This is a genomic window from Paenibacillus silvestris (assembly GCF_009882985.1).
Lineage (GTDB): Bacteria > Bacillota > Bacilli > Paenibacillales > NBRC-103111 > Paenibacillus_E > Paenibacillus_E silvestris.
Map to the genome: position 1 here is coordinate 55,761 of NZ_WTUZ01000015.1, position 17,863 is coordinate 73,623.

The 17,863-nt window shown below is 41.7% G+C and carries 19 protein-coding genes and 1 pseudogene; 12 read left to right on the forward strand and 8 right to left on the reverse strand.

The genetic code is table 11. The features are described 5' to 3' along the window. Window positions 1-93: 93 nt before the first annotated feature. Window positions 94-516: a hypothetical protein gene (locus GQF01_RS11515; protein WP_161406904.1), complete on the reverse strand. Its 423-nt coding sequence runs from the start codon at window positions 514-516 to the stop codon at window positions 94-96. Further along, complete coding sequence (locus GQF01_RS11520; RefSeq protein ID WP_161406905.1) at window positions 486-890, reverse strand: hypothetical protein; 405 nt, start codon at window positions 888-890, stop codon at window positions 486-488. The genes GQF01_RS11515 and GQF01_RS11520 overlap by 31 nt, the downstream gene beginning before the upstream one ends. Before the next feature lie 102 nt (window positions 891-992). Between GQF01_RS11520 and GQF01_RS11525 the strand changes: the two genes are divergently transcribed. Further along, window positions 993-1,691: a restriction endonuclease gene (locus tag GQF01_RS11525; protein WP_161406906.1), complete on the forward strand. Its 699-nt coding sequence runs from the start codon at window positions 993-995 to the stop codon at window positions 1,689-1,691. Window positions 1,692-1,694: 3 nt separating this feature from the next. Here the strand turns inward: GQF01_RS11525 and GQF01_RS11530 are convergent, their stop codons facing one another. Together GQF01_RS11530 and GQF01_RS11535 are read right to left on the reverse strand one after the other, a co-directional pair. Then, the gene (locus tag GQF01_RS11530; RefSeq protein WP_235959448.1) at window positions 1,695-2,456 is read right to left on the reverse strand and encodes a DNA methyltransferase; all 762 of its coding nucleotides are present in this window, start codon (window positions 2,454-2,456) and stop codon (window positions 1,695-1,697) included. Between the two features lie 145 nt (window positions 2,457-2,601). Next, on the reverse strand, window positions 2,602-3,237 hold the full coding sequence (locus GQF01_RS11535) for a hypothetical protein (protein ID WP_161406907.1): 636 nt from the start codon (window positions 3,235-3,237) through the stop codon (window positions 2,602-2,604). A gap of 129 nt (window positions 3,238-3,366) precedes the next feature. Here GQF01_RS11535 and GQF01_RS11540 point away from each other — a divergent pair, with 129 nt between their 5' ends. The 6 genes from GQF01_RS11540 to GQF01_RS11565 all read left to right on the forward strand — a co-directional run bounded on the left by GQF01_RS11540 (window position 3,367) and on the right by GQF01_RS11565 (window position 7,198). Continuing rightward, complete coding sequence (locus GQF01_RS11540; RefSeq protein ID WP_202556294.1) at window positions 3,367-3,726, forward strand: hypothetical protein; 360 nt, start codon at window positions 3,367-3,369, stop codon at window positions 3,724-3,726. A 1-nt stretch (window position 3,727) separates the two neighbouring features. Continuing rightward, window positions 3,728-4,333: a DUF4304 domain-containing protein gene (locus tag GQF01_RS11545; protein WP_161406909.1), complete on the forward strand. Its 606-nt coding sequence runs from the start codon at window positions 3,728-3,730 to the stop codon at window positions 4,331-4,333. A gap of 98 nt (window positions 4,334-4,431) precedes the next feature. Then, window positions 4,432-4,659: a hypothetical protein gene (locus GQF01_RS36280; protein WP_161406910.1), complete on the forward strand. Its 228-nt coding sequence runs from the start codon at window positions 4,432-4,434 to the stop codon at window positions 4,657-4,659. Window positions 4,660-4,957: 298 nt separating this feature from the next. Then, a complete protein-coding gene (locus GQF01_RS11555) occupies window positions 4,958-6,052 on the forward strand; it encodes a hypothetical protein (protein ID WP_161406911.1) in 1,095 nt (364 codons plus the stop codon). Between the two features lie 22 nt (window positions 6,053-6,074). Then, window positions 6,075-6,563 (forward strand): hypothetical protein, encoded by a 489-nt coding sequence (locus GQF01_RS11560; RefSeq protein WP_161406912.1) that lies wholly within the window; start codon window positions 6,075-6,077, stop codon window positions 6,561-6,563. Further along, window positions 6,560-7,198 (forward strand): MAE_28990/MAE_18760 family HEPN-like nuclease, encoded by a 639-nt coding sequence (locus tag GQF01_RS11565; RefSeq protein ID WP_161406913.1) that lies wholly within the window; start codon window positions 6,560-6,562, stop codon window positions 7,196-7,198. The genes GQF01_RS11560 and GQF01_RS11565 overlap by 4 nt, the downstream gene beginning before the upstream one ends. Window positions 7,199-7,463: 265 nt before the next feature. Here GQF01_RS11565 and GQF01_RS11570 read toward each other — a convergent pair whose 3' ends face one another. Beyond that, on the reverse strand, window positions 7,464-7,703 hold the full coding sequence (locus GQF01_RS11570; RefSeq protein WP_161406914.1) for a hypothetical protein: 240 nt from the start codon (window positions 7,701-7,703) through the stop codon (window positions 7,464-7,466). 505 nt (window positions 7,704-8,208) lie between these two features. Beyond that, window positions 8,209-8,868 carry an FMN-dependent NADH-azoreductase gene (locus tag GQF01_RS11575; RefSeq protein ID WP_161406915.1) on the reverse strand — a complete coding sequence of 220 codons (660 nt, stop codon included), beginning with the start codon at window positions 8,866-8,868 and terminating at the stop codon, window positions 8,209-8,211. Window positions 8,869-9,112: 244 nt separating this feature from the next. Here GQF01_RS11575 and trpB point away from each other — a divergent pair, with 244 nt between their 5' ends. Further along, complete coding sequence (trpB, locus tag GQF01_RS11580; protein WP_161406916.1) at window positions 9,113-10,273, forward strand: tryptophan synthase subunit beta; 1,161 nt, start codon at window positions 9,113-9,115, stop codon at window positions 10,271-10,273. A 194-nt stretch (window positions 10,274-10,467) separates the two neighbouring features. Beyond that, window positions 10,468-12,207 carry an ABC-F family ATP-binding cassette domain-containing protein gene (locus tag GQF01_RS11585; RefSeq protein WP_161406917.1) on the forward strand — a complete coding sequence of 580 codons (1,740 nt, stop codon included), beginning with the start codon at window positions 10,468-10,470 and terminating at the stop codon, window positions 12,205-12,207. 30 nt (window positions 12,208-12,237) lie between these two features. Here GQF01_RS11585 and GQF01_RS36285 read toward each other — a convergent pair whose 3' ends face one another. Beyond that, entirely contained in the window at window positions 12,238-12,645 is a 408-nt protein-coding gene (locus GQF01_RS36285; protein ID WP_235959525.1) for a TetR-like C-terminal domain-containing protein, read from the reverse strand. A gap of 18 nt (window positions 12,646-12,663) precedes the next feature. Then, window positions 12,664-12,879: pseudogene (locus GQF01_RS36630) on the reverse strand (helix-turn-helix domain-containing protein); the annotation flags it as partial. A gap of 159 nt (window positions 12,880-13,038) precedes the next feature. Between GQF01_RS36630 and GQF01_RS11595 the strand changes: the two are divergent. From GQF01_RS11595 to GQF01_RS11605, 3 genes are all read left to right on the forward strand, one after another. Then, window positions 13,039-14,463: an MDR family MFS transporter gene (locus tag GQF01_RS11595; RefSeq protein ID WP_202556264.1), complete on the forward strand. Its 1,425-nt coding sequence runs from the start codon at window positions 13,039-13,041 to the stop codon at window positions 14,461-14,463. A 220-nt stretch (window positions 14,464-14,683) separates the two neighbouring features. After that, window positions 14,684-16,501: a discoidin domain-containing protein gene (locus tag GQF01_RS11600; protein ID WP_235959527.1), complete on the forward strand. Its 1,818-nt coding sequence runs from the start codon at window positions 14,684-14,686 to the stop codon at window positions 16,499-16,501. Window positions 16,502-16,656: 155 nt separating this feature from the next. After that, on the forward strand, window positions 16,657-17,853 hold the full coding sequence (locus GQF01_RS11605; RefSeq protein WP_161406920.1) for an MFS transporter: 1,197 nt from the start codon (window positions 16,657-16,659) through the stop codon (window positions 17,851-17,853). Window positions 17,854-17,863 lie beyond the last annotated feature (10 nt).

Consider the following 17,863-nt stretch of genomic DNA (forward strand, 5'->3'; position numbering starts at 1 on the left):
GGCAATTGCGACCATTGTGACAGAGAATGGACCAAAGCGACTGTGATGCAACTTTCGCATCTGACGCTTCTCTAGGATGGTAGGGGATGGAAGTTAGCGGTACGGGTCATCTAGCCGCACAAGGCAGGGCTCCGACACCAGTCTCGCCCAAGCTATGGCAGCTTCAATCGTTCCGCCATGGTATTCCGGGCTGTATCCTAAACACTCCTCTGCCCAAACGAATTCGACTGTCTGACTCTCCAAGTTTACTACGAAGAAGAAATCGGAACCATCAACGTAGGGATTGTCTCCTTCGCTTGTCGATGTCCGAACCACTACGCGAGCCTGATGGGAAGGTCTTTCTACGGAATGAGACGGGATCCATGATGGCAGGGCTGTGCTCTCTCTGAAAGAGACAACTGCGACAGCCATTAACCAGATGTTGCATTCCAGCTCATTCCGGTTGAAAGTTTCCTTCAACTGATTAAGTATGAGTTCAATTGCGTTTAGTTTCTTTCCGCTTTGTCTTTCAGCCATTGTTCCACCTCCTCGTCGTGTGCTCCGGCCTGCGTGAAGAACGTCATCAGGTAGTCATCGTCGTACAGTACCGCGATTTTGTACGCCTGGAGTCCTTCGGCTACGTCGAGCAGTTCGACGTACTCGGGGTAACTCCCTAGCAGTCCGCCGACTTCGCGGCCAAGCCCGACGTTTCCGAGGTCGCGGACGTTATCTCCCATTTCTAGAATGACTATGTAGCCGTGTCTGCTCAAACAAAACGGGATTTCAAGTCCATTTTCCTGTTCATTCCTTAGTTGGTAGAAGTAGTTTTCGACATGATTAAGGAAAGCAACGGGAATTAACCTCGCGTAGTGGAGTGCGTTTGCATCTTGCTCTGTCTTGACTATTCTCAAATGATACACCCCTTATATGTTATTTTAATATTTGCAATCCTCTGTAAGTAATTGACGGGAAAATGATAAGGTGATAGATTCCAATAAGGGGAGATGATTACTGTGGATGATTTATTGAAGAGATGGGAATTGTCAGTAGAGGATTTAACGAAAATTGTGGACGAGAACCCAAGTTTACGCGGTTTTATGATGGGATACGTTAGCGAGGCTAAAGTAAGGAGCATGTTTTTTTCTGATGGTAGAATTGAGGAAGTCAAGAAAGATGATGATCATGATCGAAAGAAAAAGGGTGATCTTACCTTTAAATACAAAGGTCACGAAATGCGAGTAGAGGCAAAATCGTTACAGACCAACTCTGTAAAAAGAGGGGAGGATTTAGTTCAAGGTAAGTTTCAATGTGATGCAAGTGACTGTAGGGATGTTTTACTACCATCTGGAAAAACAGTCAAAACAACCTGCTTACTTGTTGGTGAGTTTGATATTATAGCAGTAAATTTATTTGCTTTTGAAAATACATGGAAATTTGCTTTCGCTAGAAACTCCCTACTACCAAGGGTTGGCGCTAGAACAAAGAAAATAGAACCAGAGGATAAACAGTATTTACTATCAACGCTTATGGATATAACGTGGCCACTTCAAGCACCCTTTGTAGAAGACCCTTTTGTACTTTTGGATGAAATCATCGCTGAGAAAGAAGCAAGTGCTGCTACAGGAGCAACACCCCAGACGCCCCAAAGAATTGAGAAGCCAATAGTTTTGGAAGATGTTGTCTCTCTAGAAAAAGAAGAAGAACTAGGATGATCCCTAGTTCTTCTTCTTTTTTTCCTGCTTTATAAATACAAGAAAGTATGAGTGATTTTTTCGTGCATGTACTTGTTTTACTATTCTGCTGACAGCCGGTTTGTTAGTTCTTACAACTACAAATAAATCTTTAGCGTAGAAGCCGTACTTTTCATACTCATTTATTAATTCAACATGTGTTAGACGCTGTTTATTAGCACTGACCTCATCTTGGCATTTTACGATAAAAACCCCATTTCCGCGAAGCACTCTCAAGGCTTCTCTTCCTGCACGATAGTAAAGATCTAGAACTGCATCATGATATTTGGGTTGACCCTCAATGTATGTGGTTGCCTTACCGTCGGAGTATGAATCTCTAAATGCACTAAAGCTTCCTGCCCCTGCCATGTGGTCCTCCTTTTGCCTAAAGAGTCCTTCCATATAAGGGGGGTCCAAAACAATACAATCAATGGAGGAATCATCATACGGGAGGTTCGTGCAGTCTACGCCTGTTTTAAGATCTGTTGCCCGTAAATCGTATAGACCATCAGGAATTGCTCGCCAAAATGCACCTTTTCCGTAAGTAACATCAGCAACAATTGATCCTTCAGGAACATGTAGCCAAAGGATATCTTTGAATACTTGAGCGTTTTCCGAGACATATGCTGAGAAAACAAGGTCTGTTGTAGCTATCCCCTCGGGGGACTTTCTCTTTCCAGCACGTTCTGACATTCCAGTTTTAACCTCTATATCTAAAGAAATTTGTGTAGCTTTATTTTGGTGCAAAGTGTGTTACCATCCTTTCTAATCCTTATTATGATTATACTAGATTTAACTTTTTCAGCTATACTCTTTTAGTAGGAAGTTTTTAGCACCCTTAGTTATCCAGAACAAATGTTCCTGTTTATTTATTCTATCATGAAATTGAGATTTAGAAAATGGAAAAAAGCCATCTAACTGGATGGCTGAAAAATTTGCCGTTACAGGCAGCGCGGTGAGCCGTACCATAAGTAAGCACAAGCTCATTGCTAAGGGAAGCGTCAAAGAACAATTCAATGTCCTTGACGCTTCTTTTGGCTGGATGGTTACCAGCATTCACAGTTATCTTATTGATAATTGAATGTAATAAATCCTTCTGCTTCTCGGGTTCAATCTTCGTTATTACTTTAGAGAGGGCATTCAGGACATAATACACCCGTTCAAAAGATACCTCTTTGACAGTAGGTATGTTTAGTTCATGCTCAATCTCCGATTTGCGATTAAGTAACTGTTTCTTTTCCGCTTCTAACGATGAAATTCTTTCCATCATTGATGCAGGAGGGTCTTCAGAGCGTTCAATAAGTGAAATGAACTTAGAAATATTCATTTGTTTCTGCGTTAGTTGCCCATTGATATAATCAAGCTGTTCTTGAATTGGGCGCTTCACATCACGCACCTTAGAATTAACCCTATCCAATATCCCCCTTAGCAAATCAGGAGTAGCAGCAATTTGCTCTAGCCTTTTATAGACATATTCTTCTGTTTGGTCAGCATAGACAAGATTACTTTTGCATACATTTATGCACATGTCATTTTCGTAAATGCCGTAAGCACTTCTACAGCCCGACTAAGAATGAATTGTGATGCGATACGATTAAATGTAATTCCAATATATGGTACAATTAAGTTCTGAAAGAAGGCGATATTAGTGAAAGACATGCAATATTCCATTTGGATTGAAGCAGAACAATGGGCTGAAGGAGAATGGAACATATATGATGATAACACTGATGCGATAGTTACATTTGAAGACGGTTCAAGGTGGGTTGCTTCGTTTTTCACATACAAGAACATACAGTCCCTCGCTAAAAAGAATCAACAAACTGGAGAGTGTTTGCAAGGGAAGTATTTCTGGGGCAGTGATATGGTACTGGTGGATGAATGTAGTCGCAAACGTATTGAAGAAGTGGTTGAGCATTTGATATTCAAGGGTGACTTTGAAGTTATATTTGATAAATGTGTCGAGGATAACATGGACGAATGTAGACAGGATTCTATCATTAAGGGGATTGATTAGCATGACAATGCAGGATGTATTGAAGGAAGTTGTAAAAGAAACCATTGCTCCCTTGTTTAAGGTAGAGGGGTTTAAGAAGCAGGGCAATAACTTTGCCCATGTCTGTTCTAACTTCTCTAAGACAGTAAACATTCAGTCATCAAAGTGGAATACACAAGATGAAGTGGAGTTCTTTTTCAATACAGGCATTTATATAGAGCAATTATTCGGAACAGTTCATCTATATCCGAAACCATCCTTTCCAATGGAAATAAATTCAGTTTTACGGATTCGTGGCACTGAACTAACGAAAAACGAAAATTGGTACAGATTGACTACCGATACTAACGTTGAACAGCTTAAACAAGTGATAATGAAAGACATTACAGATTATATACTCCCTCACCTTCGGCAGTTTGAAAGTATCAACGATGTAATCAAAGTAATGGAGTTACGAGATAAAGATGGGATTTACGAGAACCCTCATTACTTAACGGTACTATATTGCTCAATAGGTGAAATGGAAAAAGCGGAGGAACGCATGGTAAGAGTGTTTAACGAATTGAAGCTAGACTCTCAAAAAGAGTTTGCGAGGGGATTGGCTAACAGATTGGGTCTGCAAGTGTAATTATGGTGTACTGTATAGATGAGCAATCAATTATATTCGGCAGTATACAGAGCATCGGAGATACGACTTGTAAAATGTATTTCGAAAGGATGGGGGTATTGATTGGCTATGATCTGAAACTTCCTAACCAGAAGGGCTTTATAAAGGTTACGTCAAATGAGGGACTAGAAGCAGGGAAGTTTATAGTGTTTGAAGGCGTTCAATATAAAGTAAGAAGGAAATTCATGACAAACGAAGCTGGTCACATGATTGAGGTTACTTCATCAACGGAAAAAGTTGACCACTTAATTCAGGTTGTACGCAGGATAAGATATGACTTGTTATAAGCCTAGTCCTCATCCAAAGGTAGATTTAAGCTAAGAGAGCAAGAAACCACTCCAAGTGTCGGGAGTGGCTTTGTCTTTATATGGAGATGTATACTTTGTGGTCAAACCTTACTTTGTGCTTAGATACATTACGGTGAGCCTTATCATAAATAATGTATAAAAAGAAATTTTAATGCAAATTTGAAAAGTTTACGTTGGTATATAACAAATGACTGGCTTATAATAACAAAGAAGGTAGCTATAAAGTAATTATAATGTTTTATTCTGCATAAAACGAGAACTGGGGATGGGCAGTGTTATGGAGTTACGATCACCCAAGCTATATACTCATAAAAAGAGCAAGACACCCATATTTTATCCATATTATGCAGGGTATTCAACGGAATTTGTTGAGGATATATTAAAAGTTTTAAATCCTCAAAAAAATGGGAGAATAATTGATCCTTGGAATGGAACAGGAACAACAACATATGTCGCAAATCAACAAGGCTTTGAGGCAATTGGATTTGATTTAAATCCTGTTATGATTGTTATTTCTAAGGCTAGACATACAACGTCAGATTTTCAAACCTCTTTACGCCCGCTCGCCATAGAAATTTTAAATTCAGCAAAAGATCAAATTCCTATTATAATTAATGATCCATTACTAGATTGGTTCATTGAGCCCTTTGTAAAGGAAATAAGGGCAATTCAACAATCCATGGAACGCTTTTTGTATCCAAGTGATTTTCAAAAACACAATTTTATGGCGTGGAATGAACTATCTAATGTAGCAGCGCTTTATACGACAATTTTATTTCGAACTATAAAGAATGCCTATAACATAAAGGGGTCAAATCCCACATGGATTAAAACCCCGGACGAACTCGTGCACCCCACTTCATCAGCTAGAGATATATTCATGAATGCTGTTGAGGAACAGGAAAGTTATTTTAAACATGGCTCGTTGTTTGCTAATGAGACTGTCTCCTTATCACTAGCAAATTCGAAGTGCCTGCCAGTAGAAAATGAGTCAATTAGTTGTGTAATCACATCTCCACCATATCTTACTAGAATAGATTACTTAAAGGCTACTTGGCTTGAGCTTTTACTTCTAGGTTATGATGAAAGTGTTCTACAAACTTTGCGTAAGGATATGTTAGGAACTCCTATCGTTAGAGATTTCAAACCAAACGAAATTACTACTGGTATTTCAGATACATGCGACAAAATTTTGGATTTTGTTTTGAGGCATAATTCACATGCCTCTAGTACTTATTATTACAAAACATATGCTAAGTACTTTAATGATTTGTATTTTTCAATTATGGAAATACATCGGATTATGCAGAAGAATGGGAATGGGGCAATAGTCGTACAATCATCATATTATAAAGAGCAAGAGGCTTGCTAGTTTCCAAACTTGTGTCTCGTCAGTGAGTGAGGAGAAACTACAAAAAAGATATGATCAAGAACTAGTTCTTCGGTTTTTTGCATTAAAGAATAAACGTGAACATTTTCGGCATGATGTCGAAGGTTTTTTAACTGATTACATGAGGGAAGTAAGTGAGAATAAGATTCCTTTTGATTATGATGAAGAACAAAAGCTATTTGAGAAAACTTTCAACTTATTTAGGGAAATTGATGGAGAAACAATTTTTTGTAGTCGTAAAGGGGAAAAGATTTTTAATCGATTTATAATAAGCATGTATGAGGCATTTGTAATTGGTATACAAAAATATATAGGAAGTTGGGACGATGATAAAGCTAATTGGGATAAAATCAGATTAGAAAAATATCGTCATGTATTTTCAGAACTATTTACTGATGTAGATTTCAAAGACTATCTTGGATCGGGTAGCAACACTCCAGCTAAACTAAATGGGCGTATAGAGTATGTTGAAAGAAAGTTGGAAGGATTATGAATCATGAAATATTCACTGCTTTGGATAGAGATTTTACTTGGAGGCAGCATGAACTATATGAGGCAAAATCAATTTTAAGAACAGTTAATAAACACGAACATCAAAAAAAAGTTATGCAAAGAGCATTAATTGTTCTATTATATGCACATTTTGAGGGGTTCATAAAATATTGCTTAACACAATATTTAGATTACATTTGTAAATACTCGGATACTAAAGCAGTAGCTTTAAAAGATGAACTATTAGTATATTCTTTTAAAAAAAGGTTTAGTACTTTACAAGGTAAAAGTTCTCTTGAGAACCGAATTGAATTTGTAAATAAAATTAAAGAAGTCTTTGAGATACCTCTATCTTTAGATGATGAAAGCATCGATACAAAATCAAATTTAAAATCTAATGTACTTAATGATTTGTTTCGAGAGTTGGGTATACTTCTGGAAATAGATAGACAAAAATTAAAAGATATTGATACTTTAGTGCACAGACGGAATAGTGTAGCTCATGGTGAAAATATGTCAATGCTAAAGGATGATGAATTTTATAAGTTAGAACAAGGAATTCTTTTCGTAATGGAAAAAGTTGCTTCGGCAATTGAAGATTGTGTACAACAAAAGCTATATATAAAATCAAGTTAGTTGATATATAAAAACTTAGCATAAATTGCTGAGTTTTTATTTTATTAGAGAAATTTAACCGTTGCCCGTTACGGTGAGCCTTACCATAACTAGTGGTAAAGCAAAGAGTAGAAGTGATAGTTGATTTTAATGACATTAAAGGAAATATTTCAATTATAACTAACGATACGATAACAAATTGAAATGCTGAAAAGCCTCTTTTAGAGGCTTTTTGCGTTAAAAAGCAATATTTAGTCCTTTCTACCTCCAAAGAATATTCATTACGTTATCCTACCCCATCACTTTCCAACAAGGAGTAAAAATTATCGCGGTCTTCATTATCGAATTTGCCAAGCGCACGTATCCTGACAAATTCATGTCCGCCAAACATGTCGATTTCCTCGCCGCTACTGTTGTAGAGGGCGATCATATTGCCATCCTGATTCAGCTCCATATACCCGTAACAAGTTGTCTCGGGCGCTTTGCCGTAAAAGAGCAAAAATCTGATCTTGTACACGCTGTTCATGCAGATCTCCTTCCTTATTCCTCAATGATCTGAAGAATATTTTACGTGACATCGGATGAATTGGAAAAAGTGATATCGCCCTGCAAACGCGGAATTTCATTCCTATTTAGAAAGCATAAGGGGGGATTCCGCGCTATGTCGCTCATTTGCACATTATCTCTTGACGGGATGCGATTTGGAGATTATGATAACGTGCCGGTTATTTCAACAAGGTAAATCAATAAAAACGCTGACTTTTCGAGTGCGTTGGCACCGAATCGTCAGGTTGTCGTGCAGATCATGAAATAAAAATCCCTAAACATCAAAGAAGGAGCATGCCGCGGCAGCTCCTTACGGATGGTACGATTCTGATGGCCTTAATATCGCTGAGAGTTAAACCAGATATAAAGTAATTGGTTTTTAGTTCATTGCCAGGGAATAATACCATCTCTATTGGTGAATGTTCCGGTTGGACCATTTACGTCTATTGTGGCCATTTTTACAACGGCATCAGGAGGATGGGTCATTACTTAGCAGCCAATTTTAAAGCCTGCTCTTCAGCATCTTTATATCCCTTTTGTAATACTTCATTTCTATCCAGGAAGGCTGTTCCTTGAATTCGTACTGCTTCAAAATCTTCGATTCCCATTAAATCAAACATGGACTTCAAAAATTTATTCGAGTACTCTAGTTCGGTATAAAAGTCATTATTGGTATAAATGGATCCACTGGCTTGAATGGTAACCACACTTCTTCTATCATCGAGAAGTCCAACGGATGCTCTTCCGTTACTCATTGGGGGACTGATATATTTAAATGTTTCTCTTGCAATCATAATATTATCTATATAATCCTTTAGTTTCGAGGGGATACTGAAGTTATGCATGGGAAATACAATGACGTATTTATTAGCACTTTTGAATTGCTTTAACAGGGTATTCATACGATCTGTTACTTCTTTTTCTTGACTAGTTAATTCTTTCTCTTCTGCTAGTTTCGACCATGCGCTCAATACATTTTTATCAAGCGCGGGTACTTCTTCGTCATATAGATTAATTTGTTCAATAACCTCGTCATTGGAATGCTTCTCTTTGTATACTTTCAGAAAGTAGTTAAACACATCGAGACTTGCAGAGGTTTTAGAATCAAAATCTGGGTGTGCATTGATGATAAGTAATTTACTCATGTATATTTCCTCCTAGGTGTTTATTATAGACTCTAATAATCGTCGATTTACATAGTCCATAATATATCTTCCCCAGATACGTGTCAATTTAATAAACCAAGAAGTTTATGTAAATAGGTTGGCCGAGCGGCAGGACATATTTTGCCTACTTTCTTCTAAATACGACATCAGAAAAATATGGTAAGATAATAGATGAGAGTACCATTCCTATCTTTCCTATCTCATAAAATGGAGGCGCTTACTTATGGACCAACAATTGCAGCAAGAGGGATACTTTGGGGAGTTTGGCGGCAGCTTCGTCCCGCCGGAATTACAGGAAGTGTTGAGTTATTTGAGTGAGCAATTTTATAAGTTTAGAGATGATCCGGAGTTTAAGGAAGAGCTTCGTTATTATCTAAGCGAATATGTTGGACGTGAGAATCCATTGACGTATGCAGAGCGGCTGACCAAAGCTTGGGGAGGGCCGAAAATATACTTAAAGCGCGAGGATTTGAATCATACCGGAGCGCATAAGATCAACAACGCAATTGGCCAGATCCTGCTTGCTAAGAGGATGGGGGCTAAGCGGATCATTGCTGAGACCGGTGCCGGACAGCATGGTGTTGCTACGGCAACAGCTTGCGCTATGTTTAATATGGAATGCATCATCTATATGGGAGCTGAGGATACACGTCGGCAGGCGCTTAATGTGTTCCGTATGGAGCTGCTGGGTGCGACGGTTGTACCAGTACATAAAGGACAAGGAAGATTGAAAGATGCAGTAGATGCGGCATTGGACGATTTGGTTCGCAATTATGAAAATACATTTTATTTGCTAGGCTCGGCTGTTGGTCCGCATCCGTTTCCAACGATGGTCAAGCACTTCCAGGCCATTATTAGTGAAGAATCGAAGCGGCAGATTGTGGAGAAAGAAGGCCGTTTGCCGGACGCGGTGGTGGCCTGCACAGGCGGTGGCAGTAATGCCATCGGTGCTTTCGCTCATTACATCGACGAGCCGAGTGTTCGCTTAATCGGTGTCGAGCCCGATCAAGCACCATCTTTGACCCAAGGAGTTCCGAGCATCATACACGGCTTCAAGTGTTTAGTGCTGCTGGATGAGGAAGGGCAGCCGAAGAAGACCTATTCCATCGCCGCAGGACTGGATTATCCGGGCATTGGGCCGGAGCATAGCCACCTGAAGGTGTCAGGCCGGGCTGAATATGAAACGGTCACGAATGAGGAAGTGCTGGAAGCATTCCAGGAACTGTCGCGCACGGAGGGAATCATTCCTGCCTTAGAGAGTGCGCATGCTGTTGCCTACGCCAAGCAGTTGGCGCCGACGATGAGCGAGGATCAAATTATTATCATCAATCTATCGGGCCGCGGGGATAAGGATGTCGAACAAGTTTATCAAATGCTCAAATAGAGATACGGAGGGCGTCCAATAGGACGCCTTTTGATTTGGCTCTGCAGACGATGGACAGGTAGATACTGCTATTACTCAAATAGGATTGTAGTTAGGTGTAAACAGTGTTACTCTTACAACGGTAACCTCATAATCTCCGTTTTATAATACATCTACTAATAGTCACTATTTTAGTTATAAAGAAAGGTAATACTATGATAAAAGTTAATAACTTATCCTTCTCATTTCCGCAAAAAGAACTATATACAAACATTTCATTTACGCTTGAAGAGGCACAGCATTGCGCTTTTATAGGAACAAGTGGCAGTGGGAAAAGTACATTGATAGATATACTGATGGATCCAGAAAGATATTTGTTCGAGGGCAAGTTAGAAATAGACCCGACTTGCCATATTAGGCATGTAAGTCAATTCCCACAATTCGACAAAACGAAAGAAACAACCGTTTTTGAATATATAGGGGAAGAATTTATTAAGATACAAAATGAAATAACAGCTATTTGTACGGAGATGGAAACATCATCGGATATGGATGTGTTATTAGAAAAGTATCAATTAGCTTTAGACACATTTGATACAATCGGCGGGGCTGATTTTGAAAGTAACATTAATAAGAAACTAAATCTAGCCAACCTCATGAAGATAAAGGATCTTAGGGTATCCGATCTGAGTGGTGGGGAATTCAAACTTATTCAAGTGATGAAGGAAATGCTCAGTAATCCAGACTTAATGATTATGGACGAACCCGATGTATTTTTAGACTTTGAAAACCTAAATGCGCTTAAGAATCTTATTAATTCTCACAAAGGAATGCTGTTAGTTGTTACGCACAACCGATATCTATTGAATCATTGTTTCAACAAAATTCTACACCTTGAAAACTTGGAGATCCAAGAGTTCGATGGACGATATATGGAATACAACTTCTCATTACTTCAGACAAAAATGGAGTTACAAGAAATTGCAGTCGCTGAACAAGAAGAAATTGAGAGATATGATAACATCATTGATAATCTTAGAGCTATCGCAACGTATAATTCAGAAGCATCTAGAGGCAGAGCATTAAAAGCCAGAGTTAGGTTTCAAGAAAGATTGGAAGCGCGTAGAATTAAAGCGCCATTTGTGGATATTAAGCAACCGAATATTAGTTTCGGTATTGAAAATGAGATTGAAGACACCATTGTTGTAAATGTCAGTAATTATAGTGTTACCTTTGATGAACTGCTTTTAGACAATGTTAACTTTGAGATAAAATCTACAGATAAAGTAGCCATTATTGGTCCAAACGGTACCGGGAAAACGACTTTACTCCGAGATATCTTTAAAAATAATCATGCTTCAATTGAAATAAATGCTGATGTTAAGGTAGCTTATCTTTCTCAGAATCAAGGAGAAGTGCTCAAGGATTCTAATACAATACTAGAAGAATTCATCGATGCTGGGTTTAAAACGTATGATGAAGTTAGATCGTATATTTCAAACTATGGCTTTGAAGGGGAAATCGTTAATCAAAAGATAGCTTCTTTATCTGGTGGAGAAAAAAATATGCTTCAATTGGCTAAGGTTTCTGCCAGTAAAGCAAACGTATTGCTTCTTGATGAACCGACAAGCCATTTGGACACGTATACGCAATTAGCTCTGGAGAAAGCCATCGAAGACTATAAAGGTGCGATTCTTATGATTTCGCATGATTTCTATTCGGTTGTAAATGGTATGGATTATGTTTTAATCATTGACGATAAGACGATTAGAAAAATGAGTATGCGAAAATTTAGACAGATGATTTACGCGAGTCATTTTGATCGAGATTATCTAGAAAATGAACAAAATAAAAAATCACTTGAAATGAAAATAGAGTTGGCTTTAAAAGATACGAATTTTGAACTTGCCAAAGTATTGGTTGATGAGCTAGAAGAGCTGATTAAGTTGCTTTAAACAAAAAAAGGATGAACCGAGGAAATCGGTTCATCCTTCTTTGTTACCCTTCCGCACAAGAGGAAGGAAGATCACGTCCACGATCTCGATGACGGCCTCATCCGTCAGCGGTACGTGAGTCGTAAGCAACTCGAATCGCACCAAGTCCACGGGAAGGGTGATGACGCGTTCCTTCAGCTCATCGAGCTTCAGTTCGCCTCGCTGCTCGGCCTGGCGCAAGATGTTCGTCATGGCTATGGCAAGTGGATCCTCGGATCTTGGAGGCAACGTCAGCTTGGAATGAAGCTCGTCCCCGTGGAATTCGACCAGCAGACCATGAATCGTCTCGGCCCCGATCATCTGTAGCGGCTTGATGATTCTCTCCAACAAGGTAAGTACATCTTCTCTCAGATTACCTGTATCGGGAGCATCAAGGGAAGGCTTGGGTGTATGCTTCATAAGAGCGGCAACGATTAACTTCGCCTTGTTCGGCCACCTTCTATAGACGGCGGTCTTATTTGTTTTCGCCCGAGCGGCGACGCCTTCCATCGTCAGTCGCGAATAGCCGGTTTCTTGTAATTCCTCCCACGCGGCTGACAAGATGGCATTCTCCAAAATGTCTCCGCGCCTCCGCGATCCCGCCGTTTGTTGTTCTTCCGTATTCTTCTTACGATCATCCGATTGTTCAGGCATTGTGTATTCCTTCTCCCGCGATGCATCACGCGATGTATTTCGTTCAGTCAGTTTGGGCTCTTATAAATAGTATATTGCATTTTTACTAGAATGGTAATATGATTATGACTAAATAAGGTACGGTACGTATCGTACCCTAAAATGAAGAGGTGAAAGACAATGGCCAAAATCCAAGCGGAGGCAATCAAGCCTCCCAAAGAAAAAATTGATCCCGGTATTTTGAAAGTTGCACTTATTCTTGTTTTCGGCGCTATCGCATCCCAGTTGGATTCAACGATGGTCAATGTGGCAATCAACACGCTCGCGTCCGACTTGCACAGCACGGTGTTGGCGATTCAGTGGGTGATCACGGGTTACGTACTGACCATGGGGTTGGCGGTTCCAGTCTCGGGTTGGGCGATTCAGCGGTTCGGTGGGAAGAACGTGTATATGTTCTCACTATGGGTGTTTCTCATTTCGTCCATTTTATGTTCCCTGGCGTGGAACACCGGGAGCCTAATCGGCTTTCGGTTGATTCAAGGGATAGGGGCGGGATTACTCATCCCAACGATGCAGAATGTGCTTGTTCAATCGGCGGGCGGGCGCGGCCTTGGAAGGGTGATTGCGATCATTAGTATTCCGGCGCTGCTCGGTCCGATTCTCGGTCCGGTTATCGGCGGGCTGATCATGGACAATATGAGCTGGCGCTGGATTTTCTACGTGAATATTCCGATCATGGCGGTTGCCCTCTGGTTGTCTTGGAGGCACATCCCGAGGGATGAACCTTCCAAGAGCAAACCAAAGCTTGACGTGATTGGGCTCCTTCTATTGTCTCCTGCGTTCGCGATTCTGATTTATGGTATCTCCAAAATTAGCTCTCAGGGGCACCTATTCTCGGCGGGAGTGCTTGTTCCTCTGTCAGTCGGACTGGTCCTGCTAGCGTCATACACCGTGTATGCCTTGCGTTTGAGCCAGTCTCCGCTGCTCGATTTGCATTTATTCCGTTCCCGACATTTCCTGGCGTCGAACCTTACCTTGTTTCTTTCGGGCATGGTGATGAATGGGGCGCTCCTGCTGCTCCCGCTTTATTACGAACAGGTCCGCGGCGAGAGCGTGCTGATGACGGGTCTTCTTTTAATACCTCAAGGGGTAGGGATGTTGCTCACAAGGAGTTGGATAGGAGGATTGTCAGATCGGATTGGTTCCCGAAATATTGTACTTGTCAGTCTCGCAGTGACACTAGCGGCTAGCATTCCATTCGCTTTCGCGGGAATTGAAACGAACCATATCTTACTGGGCGTGGCGCAGCTTGTGCGGGGGGCGGCGTTGAACGGTATCCTGATCCCGATTATGGTTTCTGCTTATGAAGGATTACGCAAGGAACAAATCCCGCATGCAAGCATTTCGACGAGGATCTTCCAGACGATTGGTGGCGCGTTTGGCGCAGCAATCCTGGCAACTGTCATTGGACAGCAAGTCACGAGCGGAACGGCAGTGAGCCTTACATCACTAGCTAGTGCTTATCAAGTAGCTTTCTGGTGGTCGGTCGGGTTTGCGGCCGCTTCAATTCTTCCTGCCATGTTCTTGTCTAATCGTAAAAAATAAAGGACCCAGCGGCTCTTACATCATCTGCCTAAACATAGTGTTCTAGATCCGTGATACCCAAGCATTCTTCTGTGTTTATGTGAATACCATTAGGAATGATGCAACAGTCAGTATGCTGCTGATGCACTCATTAGGGCAGGTGAAAGGGGCATGAATGATGGAAGGGTCAGGACGTAGGCAGGGAAAGAAAAGGATTACAGCGATGATAAGAGGTTACTTGATGGTAGTAACAATCATCATTTCATTAATGGCAACCGGAGCTCCTGTACTTGCCGGAGGCGATCCAGGGTTTATCCCCCCGCTTGTCGTGACTTATGACTCTAACGGTGGCTCAACGGTTCCTCCTGAATTTGTGTCTTCGTCCGGAGGTACAGTGTTTTTTCAGCATACTCCTGTGAAGGATTGTTACAGCTTCGAAGGTTGGTTTTATGATAGTGCGTTGACACAAGCTTACAAGTCGTCAGATCGAATTACTAGAAGCCTAACGCTGTATGCAAAGTGGGCAGCCTTGAGTACAAACGCACAATGTAGCTCAGCTACCATGACTTCGGCGATCGGTACGGTAAGTGCCGGCGGGACAGCGAATGAGACGTTTACTATTGGGAGTGACATCCAATTAGCTGCGCTGAAGGCAGCGATAACGCCGGCAGCGAATGCAACGTTCGAGATCTACCAAGCAGACGGAATAACGAAAGCGACGACGCTAGAGACGGGTATGAAGATCATTGTAACTTCGCAAACGGGAACGAGTAAGGTTACGTACACGATTACGGTAATTTCTCCGAATTTAGCGTTAAATAAACCCGCGACGGCTGACAGCACGTGCAACGCCTCGCAGACCGCAGCCAAAGCCGTGGACGGCAGCGTTATCAATGATAGCAAATGGTGCTCCATATCCAGCAACCGTTGGCTGCAGATCGATCTCGGCTCCTTGAAGCAAGTGAACCAATTTGTTATCAAGCACGCATCGGAAGGCGGAGAAACCGCCTCTTACAACGCGAAGGCATACAATATCCAGGTCAGCACGGACGGTACGAACTGGAACACGGTGGTCAACGTAACGAATAATACGAAAGGTGTGACGACAGATAATATCGCTACCGTACCAGCAAGATATATCAAATTAAACGTCACGACGCCTACCCAAACGACAAACCTTGCGGCAAGAATTTATGAGTTTGAGGTATACGGACCACCCAATTTGGCATTAAATAAACCCGCGACAGCTGACAGTACGTGCAACGCCTCACAGACCGCAGCCAAAGCCGTGGACGGTAGCGTCATCAACGATAGCAAATGGTGTTCTGTATCCAGCAACCGTTGGCTGCAGATCGATCTTGGCTCCGTGAAGCAAGTGAACCAATTTGTTATTAAGCACGCATCGGAAGGTGGAGAGACGGCCTCTTACAACGCGAAGGCTTACAATATCCAGGTCAGCACGGACGGTACGAACTGGAACACGGTGGTCAACGTAACGAACAATACGAAAAGCGTGACGATAGATAATATAGCTTCCGTATCAGCAAGATATATCAAGTTAAACGTCACGACGCCTACCCAAACGACTAACCTTGCAGCAAGAATCTATGAGTTTGAGGTATACGGAACACCCAATCTGGCATTAAATAAACCCGCGACAGCTGACAGTACGTGCAATGCCTCGCAAACCGCGGCCAAGGCCGTGGACGGCAGCGTCATCAACGATAGCAAATGGTGTTCTGTATCCAGCAACCGATGGCTGCAGATCGATCTTGGTTCCGTGAAACAAGTGAACCAATTTGTCATCAAGCACGCATCGGAAGGCGGAGAGACAGCCTCTTACAACGCGAAGGCTTACAATATCCAGGTCAGCACGGACGGTACGAACTGGAACACGGTGGTCAACGTAACCAACAATACGAAAGGCGTGACGATAGATACTATCGCCTCCGTATCAGCAAGATATATCAAGTTAAACGTCACGACGCCTACCCAAACGACAAACCTTGCGGCCAGAATTTTTGAGTTTGAGGTATACGGACCAAGTTTTACGCCTTAATTAAATAGTGGTAGTAAATCCCGTTAATCTTAGGGCACCCTCCAAAAGGTCATTGGATGACACGCCGCCTTCTCATAATAAGTGATTGGAAAAAGGGTAGACTACACGATATCGCCTTTTTCGCCAAAAACTTATTATTTCATGGAGGATGACAAATGAAAGGCAATTCAACCAATGCTGCATTTTGGATAGTCGCCTGGGTGCTTGTGCTCTGTTTATGGTCGAGTGCAGCGCCTTCCATTGTGTTTCCCTTATATGCAACGGATTGGCACCTCTCCAAATCAACAACGACAGGTATCTTCGCTATGTATCCTATTGCAATCATCTTCGTGCTTGTGATAGTAGGTAATATTTCGGATTACATCGGACGCCGAATGACGTTAATGATCGGGCTTATTTTCCTCCTGTTTGGCGCATTCGTTTTTGCATTAGCTCCGAATTTGCACTGGCTGTTTGTCGCGCGGGCCCTGCAGGGCTTTGGGGTTGGATTGACATCGGGAGCGGGGGCTGCAGCGCTAGTAGAGTATAATCCGACGTCGAATACGAAATTTCCCGGATCGATTAACACGATTACTCAGGCAGTTGGTGTGTTCATTGCACTAATTCTTGGGGCAATTCTAATTAAATATGAGCCATTCCCGCTGCATTTAAGTTATTGGGTTTTATCCTTACTCATACTTGTCAGCATAATCCTATGTTTCTTCCTTCCGAAAAGTCAAACATCTCGATCTGGTGGTAAATCGAACTGGAAACCAGCGGGGATTAAGATACCGAAAGGACTATGGGGCATTTATTTGTTGGCAGCATTAGCCGTAGGCATCGGATTTGCCTATGGAGGAATATTTTTATCGCTGGGGGCTCAAATTGCGCGCGATGTCGTTGGGACGAAAGATATTCTTGTGATTGGTATGGTGTTATCGATTTTGAGTTTGTTAATTGCGGTGGGTGCTACAATTGCAGGACGATTGAGTCCGATGCCTTCAATTCGTATTGGAACGATTGTGATCGTCTTGACATTGGTTCTTCTGGTCATGGCGTCGGAGATGCATTCTTTCATCCTCTTTGTCATCTCGTCGATTACCGGAGGACTCGGTTATGGATTCACTGTAACCGGAGGGATTGGCCTCGCTGCCATGTACGCGTCTTCTGAACACAAAGCGCAGTTTCTATCCTCAGTTTTTGTCGTCTCTTATCTATTCCAAGGAGCCAGCGCATTTGGCGGCGGTTTGGCTTCCACCGCATACGGCTTTAGCTACGCAATATGGATGCTTTCTATTGTGGTCGGATTCATTGCGCTTATTACGCTCCTGTATACGATGATGATCAATAATAAAATGGTCTATGCCAAGTAAATCACAACAA

Coding starts and splice junctions, on each gene's coding strand:
- GQF01_RS11515 (WP_161406904.1), bottom strand. CDS start 516: ATGGCTGAAAGACAAAGCGGAAAGAAACTAAACGCAATTGAACTCATA.
- GQF01_RS11535 (WP_161406907.1), bottom strand. CDS start 3,237: ATGTGCATAAATGTATGCAAAAGTAATCTTGTCTATGCTGACCAAACA.
- GQF01_RS11540 (WP_202556294.1), top strand. CDS start 3,367: ATGCAATATTCCATTTGGATTGAAGCAGAACAATGGGCTGAAGGAGAA.
- GQF01_RS11545 (WP_161406909.1), top strand. CDS start 3,728: ATGACAATGCAGGATGTATTGAAGGAAGTTGTAAAAGAAACCATTGCT.
- GQF01_RS11555 (WP_161406911.1), top strand. CDS start 4,958: ATGGAGTTACGATCACCCAAGCTATATACTCATAAAAAGAGCAAGACA.
- GQF01_RS11565 (WP_161406913.1), top strand. CDS start 6,560: ATGAATCATGAAATATTCACTGCTTTGGATAGAGATTTTACTTGGAGG.
- GQF01_RS11570 (WP_161406914.1), bottom strand. CDS start 7,703: ATGAACAGCGTGTACAAGATCAGATTTTTGCTCTTTTACGGCAAAGCG.
- GQF01_RS11575 (WP_161406915.1), bottom strand. CDS start 8,868: ATGAGTAAATTACTTATCATCAATGCACACCCAGATTTTGATTCTAAA.
- trpB (WP_161406916.1), top strand. CDS start 9,113: ATGGACCAACAATTGCAGCAAGAGGGATACTTTGGGGAGTTTGGCGGC.
- GQF01_RS11585 (WP_161406917.1), top strand. CDS start 10,468: ATGATAAAAGTTAATAACTTATCCTTCTCATTTCCGCAAAAAGAACTA.
- GQF01_RS36285 (WP_235959525.1), bottom strand. CDS start 12,645: ATGAAGCATACACCCAAGCCTTCCCTTGATGCTCCCGATACAGGTAAT.
- GQF01_RS11595 (WP_202556264.1), top strand. CDS start 13,039: ATGGCCAAAATCCAAGCGGAGGCAATCAAGCCTCCCAAAGAAAAAATT.
- GQF01_RS11600 (WP_235959527.1), top strand. CDS start 14,684: ATGGTAGTAACAATCATCATTTCATTAATGGCAACCGGAGCTCCTGTA.
- GQF01_RS11605 (WP_161406920.1), top strand. CDS start 16,657: ATGAAAGGCAATTCAACCAATGCTGCATTTTGGATAGTCGCCTGGGTG.